Source organism: Priestia sp. AB, assembly GCF_028369225.1.
GTDB lineage: Bacteria > Bacillota > Bacilli > Bacillales > Bacillaceae_H > Priestia > Priestia megaterium.
In genome coordinates, this window is sequence record NZ_JAQMYN010000005.1 from 322,311 (window position 1) to 336,618 (window position 14,308).

11 protein-coding genes are annotated in these 14,308 nt (G+C 37.2%); 10 read left to right on the plus strand and 1 reads right to left on the minus strand.

The window, feature by feature from the left end; translation table 11 throughout:
- Positions 1–84: 84 nt before the first annotated feature.
- Both POF52_RS17705 and POF52_RS17710 read left to right on the plus strand, forming a co-directional pair.
- A complete protein-coding gene (locus tag POF52_RS17705) occupies positions 85–219 on the plus strand; it encodes a hypothetical protein (RefSeq protein WP_255293447.1) in 135 nt (44 codons plus the stop codon).
- Between the two features lie 101 nt (positions 220–320).
- Positions 321–1,055 (plus strand): sugar phosphate isomerase/epimerase family protein, encoded by a 735-nt coding sequence (locus POF52_RS17710; RefSeq protein WP_271993730.1) that lies wholly within the window; start codon positions 321–323, stop codon positions 1,053–1,055.
- 41 nt (positions 1,056–1,096) lie between these two features.
- Here POF52_RS17710 and POF52_RS17715 read toward each other — a convergent pair whose 3' ends face one another.
- Complete coding sequence (locus tag POF52_RS17715; RefSeq protein ID WP_016763212.1) at positions 1,097–1,606, minus strand: N-acetyltransferase; 510 nt, start codon at positions 1,604–1,606, stop codon at positions 1,097–1,099.
- A 485-nt stretch (positions 1,607–2,091) separates the two neighbouring features.
- Between POF52_RS17715 and POF52_RS17720 the strand changes: the two genes are divergently transcribed.
- From POF52_RS17720 to POF52_RS17755, 8 genes are all read left to right on the plus strand, one after another.
- Positions 2,092–3,699: a GGDEF domain-containing response regulator gene (locus POF52_RS17720; protein WP_271993732.1), complete on the plus strand. Its 1,608-nt coding sequence runs from the start codon at positions 2,092–2,094 to the stop codon at positions 3,697–3,699.
- Positions 3,700–4,749 carry a HEAT repeat domain-containing protein gene (locus POF52_RS17725; protein WP_016763214.1) on the plus strand — a complete coding sequence of 350 codons (1,050 nt, stop codon included), beginning with the start codon at positions 3,700–3,702 and terminating at the stop codon, positions 4,747–4,749.
- Positions 4,739–6,148 carry a glycosyltransferase family 2 protein gene (locus tag POF52_RS17730; RefSeq protein WP_271993735.1) on the plus strand — a complete coding sequence of 470 codons (1,410 nt, stop codon included), beginning with the start codon at positions 4,739–4,741 and terminating at the stop codon, positions 6,146–6,148. Before POF52_RS17725 ends, POF52_RS17730 begins: the two co-directional genes overlap by 11 nt.
- Entirely contained in the window at positions 6,145–9,393 is a 3,249-nt protein-coding gene (locus tag POF52_RS17735) for a hypothetical protein (RefSeq protein ID WP_271993737.1), read from the plus strand. Before POF52_RS17730 ends, POF52_RS17735 begins: the two co-directional genes overlap by 4 nt.
- A gap of 2 nt (positions 9,394–9,395) precedes the next feature.
- Positions 9,396–9,764 carry a response regulator transcription factor gene (locus tag POF52_RS17740; RefSeq protein ID WP_013081953.1) on the plus strand — a complete coding sequence of 123 codons (369 nt, stop codon included), beginning with the start codon at positions 9,396–9,398 and terminating at the stop codon, positions 9,762–9,764.
- A complete protein-coding gene (locus POF52_RS17745; RefSeq protein ID WP_271993739.1) occupies positions 9,754–12,627 on the plus strand; it encodes an ATP-binding protein in 2,874 nt (957 codons plus the stop codon). The genes POF52_RS17740 and POF52_RS17745 overlap by 11 nt, the downstream gene beginning before the upstream one ends.
- A 454-nt stretch (positions 12,628–13,081) precedes the next feature.
- Positions 13,082–13,456 (plus strand): J-domain-containing protein, encoded by a 375-nt coding sequence (locus POF52_RS17750; protein WP_013081955.1) that lies wholly within the window; start codon positions 13,082–13,084, stop codon positions 13,454–13,456.
- A gap of 36 nt (positions 13,457–13,492) precedes the next feature.
- Positions 13,493–14,299: an alpha/beta fold hydrolase gene (locus POF52_RS17755; RefSeq protein WP_016763218.1), complete on the plus strand. Its 807-nt coding sequence runs from the start codon at positions 13,493–13,495 to the stop codon at positions 14,297–14,299.
- Positions 14,300–14,308 lie beyond the last annotated feature (9 nt).

Sequence of the window (14,308 nt, forward strand, 5' to 3'; positions counted from 1 at the left end):
TTGTTGATTGAGAATCAAATTCGTTCGGATTTTTTCCTTTCTAGGATGAACGTAGATTTAGATGAACGTAATTGATTCTAGGTGTTGATTGGAGGGCAAGACGAAGACTCCTGCGGGAAAAGCGGAACAGGTGAGACCCCGCAGGAGCGTAAGCGACGAGGAGGCTCACCGGCCGCCCGCGGAAAGCGAAGTCTTGCACGGAAATCAACAGCTGTGTAACAAGTAATTCATACTAGTTCAATTATTCAATTTGTTCGTCTTTAGATTGGGTTGATTTAGCCATAGTTCAATCACTTTCTTAATGAACAGGGGGAGAGAAAATGGGAGAAATACCTGTAGGAGTTCAGCTTTATACGCTGCGTGAAGAAACGAAAAAAGATTTTAAAGGAACGCTTCAAAAAGTAGCTGCTTTAGGGTATCAAGGGGTAGAGTTTGCGGGGTACGAAGGATATACAGCAAAAGAAGTAAAAGCATGGTTAACGGATTTACAGCTGAAGGCAGCTTCTAGTCATGTGCCGCTTGAACAATTAGAATCAAATTTAGAGCAGGTGATTCACTTTGAGCAACAAGTTGGAAATTCACATATTGTTTGTCCTTATTTAATGCCTGAACGACAAACTGAAAAAGGATATTTCGAACTTATTGATTCTTTAAATTACATTGATGCTTATTGTAAAAAAGAAGGCCTGTCGTTTAGCTATCATCATCATGATTTTGAGCTAAAGAAATTGTCAACTGGAAAGTCAGCTCTCCAAACAATCTTAGAAGAAACTGAGGTAAACGTAGAGTTGGACATTTATTGGCTGACTAAAGCAGGCGAAGATCCAGTGGAGTGGATGAAGCATTATCAAAATCGTACGCCTTTTATTCATTTAAAAGATATGACAACAGACGGCGAACAATTTTTTGCTCCTCTTGGTACCGGAGGAGTAGATATAAAGGCTGTAATGCAAGAAGGACATAGAGCAGGCGTAAAATGGTGGATCGTTGAACAAGATCACTGTATAGAAAGTCCTCTTAGCAGCATTAAAAAAAGCTTAGCATATATCAAATAAAAAACGAACAGACAGCGTCTGTTCGTTTTTTTATTGATAAGCTAAGCTGGAGTCCACTCAATTTCTCCGCACTTATTCGTATAATCAATATTCACCTCAAAGTTATGTTTTTCATAAAAATGAATCAATCTTTCGAGATGATCCCAATCGCGCTCAGCGATATCGCCTTTAATGACATGAACATTTTGATCAACCGCTACTTCTTTTAAATAATTCATACATACAGAGCCATATCCCTTATTAGCGGGCCCTTTAATGTCACCAATAAAAATCGTGTGATTATCTTCATATACGCCATCGATGGCAAAATCCCAAGCCCCTCTATAGGCTTTTGTACATTCATTTAGCATAATTTTACATGCGTTTCCGTCATTTTGTGCCGATACAATAACTAACTGATTATCTTCAGGCTGATCGACACCAATAACTTCATACTTTTTAGCAATTTCTTTTAAATTATCCTGCATGCGAAATAGCTGAAACTCTAAATCATCAAGTGTTTCTTTTAGTTCTTCTGCATTCTGATTTTTTTCTGTAAGCTGAGTAAACATTTTATACTCCTTTCCGTCTGTTTTCGGTCTAAGTGCGCCTATGACAAAGAGGACACGGTGTATAAAGCGAAACTTTATTTAGCAAAGTATCTACCTTAGTAAAAATATAAAAAGGAAAGAACCTGATTTGATTGATTATTCATCAAAACGGCTGCTTTCCTTAGCATTCACTTTTAAATTTTTCACAACGTGTATAAGGGTAACAAAGACTCATTAATTTTGTCAATAAGGTTGTAGGTCTATTTATAAAGAAGATAACAGGTCATTGTGTCTATTGGGAAGAAAAAATAATGAGTGAAAAAAGAATCATTTTAAAGTAAAATCATTGGAGGAAAAGTATGGTTAAAAAGGAATTGCTTTTCATTTAAAAAAAACATACTTAAAATAAAAGCAAGAAAATATTTCATTTACTTACAAAATATTATAAAAAATGGATGGAGTAATATGGGGTAAATGTTAACTATATCGAACAAAGGGTGTATAAGATGGATAAATATCAAATTGCATTATTAGCTAATGTGCGTAAGCAGCTGCAAGAGTGGACCGATCAAAATGAAGAAATACCTCATGAAGAAGTGTACCGCTTTTTGCATTCAATTTCTGGAACGTCTGCAACCATTGGACTGAATTATTTAGGAGATCGTTCCCGCGAGTTAATGGAAGCTGTTGAAAAAAATCAGAAAAAAACCTGGGGTTACGCGGAGTTAAATACATTTTTATTAGATATTATTAAAATTTGTTATCAAGATGAAATTCAATCCGCAGAAGATATAAATAAACCGATAGAAATTAGTGAACAAACAGCGAATGTTTTACTTGTGGATGATGATCTTTCAATGCTGATGTATTTAAAAGAACAGTTTGAAAAACAAGGTTGGTACGTATTAGCAACTGCCTCTAAAGAAAAAGCCATTACGGCTTTTTACGAATTAAAGCCGGATTGTTTTGTTGTTGATGTACATATGAAAGACTGTACAGGCTTTGACATTCTGTCATTTTTACGTGATAAAACAAAGCAACTGTTCGTCCCCATTGTCATGATGAGCGTTGATAATCAAAGAGAGACGCGTTTGAAGGCTTTTAAATTAGGGGCCGATGATTTTTTTGTTAAACCTCTCGATATGGAAGAAAGTCTGCTTCGAATTGGTCACCATATTGAACGAAAGCAGATGTTTAACTCCTATTTAATGTTTGATGAATTAACAGGAGCCTATAACCGAACGTATTTAAAAGAAATCTACAGTCAGCAGCTATCCAGCTACGACCGTTTAAAAGATCCTTTTTGTTTAGCGATTTTAGATTTAGATTTCTTTAAGAGAATAAATGATCGATATGGACATCTTATGGGAGACCGCGTGCTGCAAGCATTTGTAGAGTATATGAAGCATGAAATTCGTCCAACAGATCACATTTTTAGATATGGAGGCGAAGAATTTATTCTTTTACTGCCAAAAACCAATATAAAAGAGGCAGAAACAGTATTAAATAGACTGTTGGATTCCTTTGTGAAAAAAGTGTTCACACATCAAAGCACTTCGTTTTATTGCAGCTTTTCCGGCGGAGTTGTAGAAGTTCATAACACTGAATGGCCGTTAGAAAAAGCTCTTCATCAAGCTGATGAGGCATTATATATAGCGAAGGAATCAGGACGTCAAAAAATTGTAGCTTCTTCTGAAAGCAAGCTGGTTAAAAAGCGAACGCTTCGTATGGCTATTATTGATGATGATTCTATCATTCGAACGATGCTGAAAGAGCTTTTAAGTAAGATTGATGTAGGAGATCGCTATGAAGTGAAAATAGAAGTGTTTAAAGATGGCATCGAATTCTTTGAGTCCCAATGGATTCATTCTAGCGATCAGTACTTTGTTATTTTAGACGGAATGATGCCTAAAATGGATGGCTTAGAAGTGCTGCAAAAATTAAGACAGAATAAACGTCACGATCAGTATACGGTTATTATGCTTACATCAAGAAACAGCGAACAAGATATTCAAAGAGCATTAGAACTTGGGGCAGACGATTACATGACAAAGCCATTTAAGTTAATGGAGCTTGAAGCGCGCGTGCGTCATTTAATGAAGAAGGTGAAATAAATGGCGATGTCAATTCAAGTGGTATATGTCTTATTTGGCGGGTTGCTATTGCTTTTAGTCTGTTTTCTGAGTTATTTACTTATTCAAAAAGCGCGTTTAAACGCTTTTCGAGCAAAAGTAGAATCCTATAAAGATAGTATGAAAGAATCTCTTTTTATTTATTTATACAGAAAAGATGAAGAACATCGGGTAGAGCCTAAAAATAGAATAGAGCTGGCGGGTGTAGAGGAACTATTGAGCGGTTTTTCTGCAGCTGTACAAGGCGATGAAATTCTAAATAACATTACGCTCTATGCGGAGAAGGTGTTTACACCCAAATATAAAAAAGAGCTGCATCATTCTAGATGGAGTGTCAGAATGAATGCCCTTTATGCTATTGAAGATTTTGGGCTAACTACGCTAACAGACCAATTAGTAGAAATATATGAGAAAAAAAATAGTACAGCGGCTGAAAAAAATCAAATTTTAAAAATTTTAGTTAAGCTGAATCGCCCTGAGTTTGTTATGTACATGACAAACGCTTCTAGACCGCTGTCTGAATTCATGTACCGCTCTTTGTTTGGAACTATGAACAGTGAGCAGTTTCAGCAATTTATTAATAAATTTGAAGACCTGCAAGAAGAAATTCAGCTGCCTCTTATCGATATGATCGGTATCAATCATAAGTTAGAGTATATAGATTTCTTAAAAATGCACATGAAAAGTTCATCAGAAGAACTGCGAATTCGTTCATTGAAATCACTTAATGCTTTATCTTTTCCATTAAGAATAGAAGAGCTCACGAACCATCTTCAGTCAGGTATTTGGCAAGAAAGAATGATGGCTACAAAACTAATAGGCAAAACGAGAGATGAGAAGGGATTGTCACTTCTTGAGCAGTCGCTAAAAGATTCTCATTTTCTTGTGCGTTCGAATGCTGCTCAGTCAATGATGAAAATCCCAACAGGTAAAGAATACTTAGTTCAAGTATACAAAACGACTGATGACAAGTTTTCGAAAGATATGGCAGCAGAATGGCTCGAAAAAGGAGGAATTATGGTTGTGGAATAGTGTTTGGCATCTTTTATTGTCCATTTGTGGATGGGCTGTATTTGCTTATATGATTTTTGTGCTTTGTTTTTATTTTATGATGTTTATCATCTCGGCTTTTCAACTGCGAAAGCAATATCAATTAAATGATGAAGAACCTTATGAAGATTTGCTTGCGGTCAGCTATACAACGCCGTTATCTATATTGGTTCCCGCTTATAACGAATCTGTCGGGATTATTGGAAGCGTGCGTTCGCTGCTTGGAATTGAATATCCGGAATATGAAGTAATTGTAGTAAATGACGGATCTTCAGATGATACGTTAGAAAAGCTCATCGAAGAGTTTTCTCTTGTGAAAATGAATCGAGTTGTGAGAAAGCAAGTGGAGACGAAAGAAGTAAAAGCTGTATATCGTTCTAAATTATACGATTATTTATATGTAGTGGATAAACAAAATGGGGGAAAGTCAGATGCATTAAATGCAGGAATTAATTTATCCAAATACCCTTATTTTTGTTCGATCGATGGCGATTCAGTGTTAGAAAGAGATGCTTTTTTAAAAGTTATGAAGCCAATTATTGATTCAGACGGAGAAGTAATTGCTTCAGGGGGAAGTATCCGAATTGCAAACGGATGTAAAATCGAAAACGGTGCGGTCGTATCGATTGGACTTGATACGCAGCCGCTTGTTGTGATGCAGATTATTGAATATTTACGTGCCTTTCTTATGGGGCGCATTGGTCTCAGTCGCCATAATTTATTGCTTATTGTGTCAGGAGCATTTGGCGTATTTTCTAAACGCTGGGTGATTGAAGCTGGGGGTTATTCTCATACAGTCGGCGAAGACATGGAGCTCGTTGTTCGCCTGCACCGACTGATTAAACAGAAAAAAACCAGCAATCAAATTGTTTATATTCCAGATCCCGTATGCTGGACAGAAGCACCCGATGAAATCAAATATTTGCGAAGACAGCGGAACCGCTGGCACCGTGGTTTATTTGATAGTCTTTGGAAGCATAAAGAGATGCTGTTTAATCCGAAATACGGAAGCATCGGAATGATTTCTATGCCTTATTTTGTGTTTATTGAATTAATCGGGCCGGTCATGGAAATGTTAGGCTATTTGTTTATTGTTATTTCTCTAGTTGTAGGCGGGATTTATGTAGAATTTGCTTATTTGCTTTTTCTTTTAATGGTTGTATATGGTTCTCTTTATTCAATGGCGGCCGTTTTGCTAGAAGAGTGGAGCCTTCGTAAATATCCAAAAGTATCCGATATTGCTAAGCTATTTGTCTTTTCCCTGACTGAATCCTTTTGGTATCGCCCTCTAACTGTTATATGGCGCTGTCATGGATTGTTGGATGTTATTCGCAATAAAAAAGGCTGGGGAGACATGCAGCGAAAAGGAGTTTCACAATGAAAAAATGGTTATTAATCGGCGGCATTATTTTGGTTATGGGAATAACGGCTTCTCCATTTCTTATTTGGCAGCTAAAGAAACCAGCTGATTTGAATATGCTTGTCATTGATAAAACAGTGCCAGATCAAACGTTTCGAGAGCATCAAGGCTTAATGTGGATGCTGAATCAAGCGAAAGTACGCAAAGACGGGAAGCCTTATGAAATCTCAAAAGATTATGCAGGGTTTTACCCGAAAGAAGATAAAACATACAGCATTAAATCTCTGCCAAAAACAAACTCTGCAGATATGATTTATATCACCGACACGTATGGTGTATACAAAGAAGATTTAGGCGTAAAAGCTAAAAGAGGAGATCGCTCTCAATTGGTGTACGGCGGCATGACTTCTGAAGACGTGAGCTACGTTAAGAAAGCGCTGAATGGACGTACAAAAACGCTGATTGGAGAGTTTAATACATTTGGAAGCCCTACTTCCTTAGATGTTCGCAAAGAACTGTATGAATTGTACAATGTTACGTGGTCCGGCTGGATTGGTCGCTACTTTGAGGAATTCGGCAGTGAAGAAGTTCCTGCTTGGGTGAAAAGTGGTTACAAAAAGCAGTACAACAAAGAGTGGAGCCTTACAGGAAAAGGCTTATTATTCGTTAATGAATCCAATAAGCTCGTTATTATAACGGAAAAAGAATTAAAAGAAAATCCAGTATGGTTTCAATATACAAAACAAGGAAATAAAACATTAAATTTACAGGATGAATCTGCTTATCAATATTGGTTTGACGTAATTACACCCCAGCAAAAAAGTGATGTGCAGGCTCAGTTTGTCTTTCACTTGGATTCTGAAGGAAAAAACAAGCTAAAGGAAAATGGTATCCCTTTGTCCATACCAGCAGTCGTTCATCATAATAAAGAGCGGTATGATACTTATTACTTTGCAGGAAATTTTGCAGATCAAGGAGAAGTACCTTCCATTTATCAAACCTCTTTTTACCCGGTGTGGAAGAAATGGACAGAGAAAATCGGAAAAGAAGATGAGTCTTCTTTTTACTGGACTGTTTATCTGCCTCTTATGAATAAGATCATAGATCACCAGCAAAATGAATCTCAGCCTGCTTCTGTTACTTTTAATAAAAATATGGAAATCTATGAAGATGCTGACCTTAAAGTAGCAGGGAAAGTAGGAAAAGATTATTTGCAAGTTTATCAAAATGGCAAGTGGCAAGATTTGCTGATTAAAGGAGTAAATATGGGTATTAGTAAGCCAGGACATTTCCCCGGTGAGACTGCTATTTCGAAAGAAGAATATTTGCGCTGGTTTAAAGAAATCGGAAAGATGAACGCAAACTCAATCCGCGTATACACCATTCATCCTCCCGCCTTTTATGAAGCGCTTGCTGAGTATAATCAAAAAGCCAAAGAACCCATTTATCTTTTTCATGGAGTATGGGTGAATGAAGAAGTTTTCTATGATTCACAAGATGCTTTTACAAAGGAAAATACAAAAGAATTTGAAGCTGAAATGAAAAGGATTGTAAACGTTATTCATGGAAAGGCAACACTGCCAAAACGGACGGGACATGCTAGCGGAACGTATACAGCAGACGTTTCTCCTTATGTTTTGGGCTGGATTATAGGAGTTGAATGGGATCCCACGGTAGCTCTTTCGACAAATGAAAAACATAAAGGAATGAAAGATTTTAAAGGGCAGTATATCTATACCGAAAAAGGCAACCCCTTTGAAATTTGGCTTGCTCAGCTTATGGAAAAAACAATTTCCTATGAGCAGGATAAATATGATTGGCAGCGGCCTATGAGCTTTACAAACTGGGTGACGACGGATTTGCTGACTCATCCATATGAGCCTTCTGAAGACGAGGATAAAGTGTCTGTTAATCCTAATTTAATTCACGCAACTAAAAAATTTGAGCCGGGATTATTTGCCTCTTATCATATTTATCCGTACTATCCTGATTTCTTAAACTATGAACCTCGTTATCTCGCTTATCAAGATCATCGAGGAGAGAAAAATAACTATGCAGGCTATTTGCAAAATATGAAAGAAGTTCATCATATGCCCGTTCTTGTTGCTGAATTTGGCATTCCGGCTTCGCGAGGACTCACCCATAGAAACGTATACGGGTGGGATCAAGGCTTTCACACGGAACAAGAACAAGGAAAGATTCTGTCACGCTTATATGAAGACATTGTCGAAGAAAAAATGGCTGGCGGTATGGTCTTTACATGGCAAGATGAATGGTTTAAGCGAACGTGGAATACGATGGAGTACGACAATCCGAACCGAAGGCCATTTTGGACGAATTTGCAAACGGGAGAGCAGCATTTTGGACTGCTGAGTTTTGATCCAGGAACGAAGCTGAAAGTCAAAGTAGACGGTAAATCAGATGATTGGAAAAAGCTGAACAGCAAGTCGGTATATAAGCCGTCTAAGAAGTTAAAAGCATTGAACATTACAAGTGATGAAGGTTACTTATACCTACACGTGAGTGCAAAAGAACTGGAAAATCAAAAGCTTTATTTCTTGTTTAACACGATTAACAATCAGGGACAGTCAAAGATTTCTCAAATTCCTTCCTTAAAAACAAAAGGAATTGATTTTGTAGCAGAATTAAACGGGAAAGAAGACAGTCATTTATGGATAGACAGCTATTACGATACGTATTATCTTTCATATGCTCACCAGCTTCAAATGATTCCGGCCGTAAAAGGAACCGATACAAAAGACAACGGCATGTTTAATCCAATCAGGCTCGCCCTTAACAAAGAGTTAGCGATTGGAGAGGGGAAAAACAAGAGAACCATTCCTTTTGACGCCTATGAAACTGGTAAGCTCCAAGAAGGAAACAGCGATCCTAATTCTTCTTCATTTGATTCGCTAGCAGATTTTAAAGTGAATGAATCAAGTGGAATTGCTGAACTTCGCATTCCATGGGCGCTTTTAAATGTAAAAGACCCGAGTCAAAAAGAAATAATGGGAGATATTTGGTCCAAAAAAGGATTAGAATCCAGCGAGAAAATAAAAGGAATTCAAGTGGGAGTCGTAGCTGTTAATAAGAAGAGCAATGACGTGGAAGATACGTTTCCGACTCAGAAAAAAGGAGAACTTTTATTAAAAGATTTTTACTTATACAAGTGGAAAAATTGGGAGTATCCAACTTTTCACGAACGAATAAAGCCGTCCTACTTCATATTGCAAAAAACGTATGGACGACTACAAGCGGAGGAATAACAATGGCAAAAATTTTATTAGCGGAAGATGAAGAAGTGCTTCGTATGTTAGTGGTAGATACCCTTGAAGATGAAGGACATGATGTGACGGAAGCAGAAAATGGCGAAGAAGCTTTGGAATTTATTAAAGAACGTGATTTTGACTTAATTATTTTGGATTATATGATGCCCGTGTTCACCGGGCTTGAAGTCATTCAGCAGCTGAAAGAAATGAAAGATAAGCGCCATACAAAAGTATTGATGCTTTCAGCTAAGAATCAAGCTGCTGATCAAAGCCGGGTGTTAGAAGCAGGGGCTGCGTATTTTATGTCTAAACCGTTTAGTCCCCTATTGCTAGCCGAACGTATCGAGGAAATTTTAGATGAACAATAAACTAAAACGAAAAAGTATTTCAACCCAGTTCATCCTCTTAGCAAGTATCCTTTTACTTGCTTTTGCGGCGGGTTCAACTGTACTTGTCGTACGACAAAAAGAAATCACAGCTGATTATGCCCAGTACAGGGCACAAGTACGGGAAAAGACACAGCTGCTATCTACAATTGATAAATCAATGAACAGAGCTTTTTTGCAGGCTCGTGGGTTTATTGCATTTGATTCAGAGGATATGTATAACGAGGCTGCAAGTCAGCAAAAAATTATCGAAGAAAATCTTGCTCGACTTTCAGGTCTAGCCGCAGATAGACGTGAGCGTACGTTTGTAAATGAAGCGACGGTGATGTTAAACACGTATTTTAATCAAACGCTTCCTTATTTTAAAGATATTTACGACAAAAAAGGTATTGAAGGAGTCCGCTCTAGTCCTGAGCGGAAGGCTGCTTCTAAATCAATAGAACAAATGCAAAAAGAACTTGATGACTACCAAAATGAATTAACTAAAGGCTTAAATACACAGTATGATGATACGTCGAGTGACATGCAGAAAAGCCAAACGCTCTTTATTTTATTTTTAGCGTTTACAGTGGTCATTTTATTATTGCTTACACGGATACTGCTAAATAAGTTTGTAAAGCCACTGAGTCAGCTAGCATATACGGCAAGCGAAATTGCTGCCGGAAAAGAAATGCCTATGACATTTGATGAACATAGAAGAGATGAAATTGGTATGCTATCTCAAGCCTTTTACAAAATGGTATCGACTTTGCAAAATAATGAACAGGAGTTAACGGCTCAAAATGAGGAGCTGATTGCACAGCAAGATGAATTGCACAGTCAGCAAGATGAACTTCAGCACGCATTAGAATTAACAAAGGAACGAGAAGGAGAGTTGGAATTGCGTAATTTATTTGTGCATGGACTAACAAATTCTCTTCACAAGCAAGAGGTTCTCACGAGTGCTGTCACAAACATGAGCCGGGTGATGAAAGCTGATCACGGGTTTATTATGCTAGCCGATGAAAAGACACATGCTTCATTTGGTCTATCTTCATCAAGTGTTCAACAGATGGTGGCAAATCTTCATAATAATTACGTTGATCATGTGCAAAAGACAAAAAAATGTATGGTAGTAAAAAGAGAGTGTATAGAACATGAGCGCCTATATCATCAGCAAAAGTTTTATTTGTATGATGTTATCGTACCGGTGCTGTCTTCACAGGGAGATATGCTAGCCTATATGTTTTACAGTCGCTATGCGGATGAGTACACAGAGCATGAACTACAGACATTTGAAATATTGGCCAAACAAATCACGATTGCTCTTGAAAAAATTTATATTTACGAAGAGTCTGAGCACGACCGACTGCTATCTCAAGATATTTTAAATTCGATTCAAGAAGGAATGCAGCTTGTAGATACAAGCGGTACGATTCTACAAGTGAATACGAAGATTAGCGAATTGTTTCAATATGAGCATCAAAGCGGGCTTCTTCAGCTCTCTCTCGATCAATGGCTAGATGCTCTCTCTCAAAAAGTCGAAAATATAGGGCAGCTAAGACAATACGTTGAAGCCATTTGTAAGGGAGAGCAAGTAGAAAAGTCTTTTGTTTATTACCTGCACACGGAAGGTAAGCGAAAAGTTATAAAAGTTTATAGCGAATACGTGTATCGAAACCGTCAGATGTTTGGCGTATTGTTCGTTCATCGTGATATTACGAAAGAATTTGAAGTTGATCAGATGAAGTCGGAATTTGTAAGCACTGTGAGTCACGAGCTGCGCACACCTTTAGCAAGTGTATTAGGGTTCACTGAGCTTATGCTAAACAAAACATTAAAAGAAGAAAGACAAAAGAAGTATTTAACTACTATTTATCAGGAAGCACAGCGGTTAACTTCTTTAATCAACGATTTTCTGGACGTCCAAAGAATGGAAGCTGGGAAACAAACCTACGATAAAAAGTATCAAGACATTCTTCCGCTTATTAAGCAGGTGGTTGAAGTCCAGAAAATACAAACAAGTAAGCATGAATTTGATATGATTTCCGATCAAGAGCATTTTACAGTAATGGGAGATAAAGATAAGCTGCTGCAATTGTTTAATAATGTAATTAGCAATGCAGTGAAATATTCGCCCGATGGAGGGAACGTTACAGTTAAAGTGTATCAAAAGGAGCATGCTGTTTATATTGATATTCAAGATGAAGGAATTGGTATACCAAATAAAGCGCTAGGTCAATTGTTTACCAAGTTCTACAGAGTAGATAACTCCGATATGCGCAAAATTGGCGGAACGGGTCTAGGATTAGCAATTGTAAAAGAAATTGTAAAAGCTCATGGCGGAGACATTACTGTACAATCGGAATGGAAAAAAGGAACAACATTCACGGTTGTTCTGCCTCTTCTATATGAAGTTCAGTACGACGAAGAGATGATAAGTGCGAATGATAACCGTAAAAGCGTAGTGATTGTAGAAGATGATAAAAGTTTAGCGACGCTTTTACAGGTAGAATTAAAAGAAAGCGGTTTTCATGTTCGGTATTTTAACAACGGAGAAGACGCATTAAACTCTATTCATCAGCAAAAGCCTGAAGTGGTTGTTCTAGATATTATGTTAGGAGAAAATAAGTTAGACGGGTGGGATGTTTTAAGACACCTCAAAGAAAATACAGAGACAGAAAAAATTCCTATCTTAATCTCATCTGCTTTAGACGAAAGAAGCAAAGGGTTAGAGCTTGGAGTGTGTGAGTTTCTGATTAAACCTTATCAGCCTAGTAAATTATCCAAAACGATTCTCCAGCTGCTTTTGAAAAAACAAGAGCACGAAGGAGAAATTATGATTCCATCAGATAAAGAAGAGTAGAAATTTGGTGAGGCTTCGTTATATTTACGGAGTCTCATTAAACGAAAAGAAAATTAGTAAAGTAATAAAAAAACGTTGAAAACGCTATCAAATTGTGGTTTTATAGTAAGTAGGCATAACATGATGACCTTAGGATTACCTTTTTCCACCTCCTTACATGCGTAAGGAGGCTTTTTTGTATAAATATAGTAAGATAAGATAACAAAACCTGATGCAGAATCGTTTATTGAATTTCAGCTAGTTAAGAAACTGCTCAAGAAAGTTTGATAGTGAAAGGAGTGAAGCTCTGGAAATCATTTTACCAAGGGAGGATAGTCTATCCCAGAAGTGAAGGTAGTTCAATTTTTATAATCATAGTATAATAAAAAATACGGTTATAAAAGCTGTGTTTATTATACATCTTTTATATAGAAGGTAAGGTTGAATTTTATATTTTCTTAAAGGAGGTCTTTCCTTGGATATTGCGTATATAATTGCTGAAGAAAGAATTAGACAAGCAATAAAAGACGGTGACTTTGATAAGCTGCCTGGGGAAGGAAAACCATTAAAGTTAGAAGATTTGTCACACATACCTGAAGAACTGCGCCAAGCGTATAGGATATTAAAAAATGCAAACATGATAACGGATGAACAAGAGCTGAAACGAGATATAGCTACAATAGAAGAATTGATTTCTATATGCACGGATGCTAATGAAGAACAAAGGCTAACAGAGATGCTTACGGAAAAGCGTTTGCGCTTTGAGCAGCTCGTTGGCAAGAAAAAGATGACAAGTTCTGCAGCTTACAGGACGTATCAGAATAAAATTTACTCCAAATTTTTTTATTAATGAGTGTAATGGACCAGACGATCGGAGGGTGAGAACTTGCGGCTGTTAATTTTATTGATCAGTATCATACTATTTATTTCGCTTTGTTTTTATATTTTTGCTCCACAAATAAAACGAGGTGCCCAATCGAAAAATGTGCCGGTTTTATTTATTCATGGCTATTTAGGCAGTCAAAAAAGCTTAGGGAAAATGATTAAACGATTTGAACAAAACGGATGGGGAACTAAAGTAGGTTACTGCGTTGTTCAAAAAGATGGAGCTATTCAGTGGAAGCATATTATGAAAGCAAAAGAGGGAAAACTTCCGCTTATTCATATCGTCTTTAAAAAGCCAGATGCCAGTATTGCACAGCAGCAAAAATGGATTGAAGCTATTATGCAAGATGTACGTGATACATATAAAGCATCTTCTGTTGATTTAGTTGGACATAGTATGGGAGGAGTAACAGCAGCAGCTGTTAGTTTGTCTAACCCTCAGCATATTCAAAAGTTAGTTACGTTAGGATCGCCAATTCAAGGATTAGATTATCAGGAATTAATGGAGATGTATCCTCATGCACGCAATCATATTGAATCTATGGGTGCTCGTGATTTAGCTTTTCACTCTATAGCGTTAAACAAGCTTTATGAAAGTCGTCAAGATTTCTCAAAAGAAATCGACGTTTTTTCAGGAGCAGGAGATGTGGGAGATAAGACAGATGGAGTGGTAACAGTAGAAAGTGCGTACGGACTGCAAGAGTTCACCGAACACATTCATCTCCAAACGTTTCATGAAGCACATTCAGATTTACATGAAAGCTCAGAGGTTGATAAAGCTGTCTATCAATTTTTAAAACGGGATTAAAGGGGGATT

Bases quoted from the DNA above. Each gene is read 5' to 3' on its own strand.
- POF52_RS17710 (WP_271993730.1), top strand. From the start codon at position 321: ATGGGAGAAATACCTGTAGGAGTTCAGCTTTATACGCTGCGTGAAGAA.
- POF52_RS17715 (WP_016763212.1), bottom strand. From the start codon at position 1,606: ATGTTTACTCAGCTTACAGAAAAAAATCAGAATGCAGAAGAACTAAAA.
- POF52_RS17720 (WP_271993732.1), top strand. From the start codon at position 2,092: ATGGATAAATATCAAATTGCATTATTAGCTAATGTGCGTAAGCAGCTG.
- POF52_RS17725 (WP_016763214.1), top strand. From the start codon at position 3,700: ATGGCGATGTCAATTCAAGTGGTATATGTCTTATTTGGCGGGTTGCTA.
- POF52_RS17735 (WP_271993737.1), top strand. From the start codon at position 6,145: ATGAAAAAATGGTTATTAATCGGCGGCATTATTTTGGTTATGGGAATA.
- POF52_RS17740 (WP_013081953.1), top strand. From the start codon at position 9,396: ATGGCAAAAATTTTATTAGCGGAAGATGAAGAAGTGCTTCGTATGTTA.
- POF52_RS17745 (WP_271993739.1), top strand. From the start codon at position 9,754: ATGAACAATAAACTAAAACGAAAAAGTATTTCAACCCAGTTCATCCTC.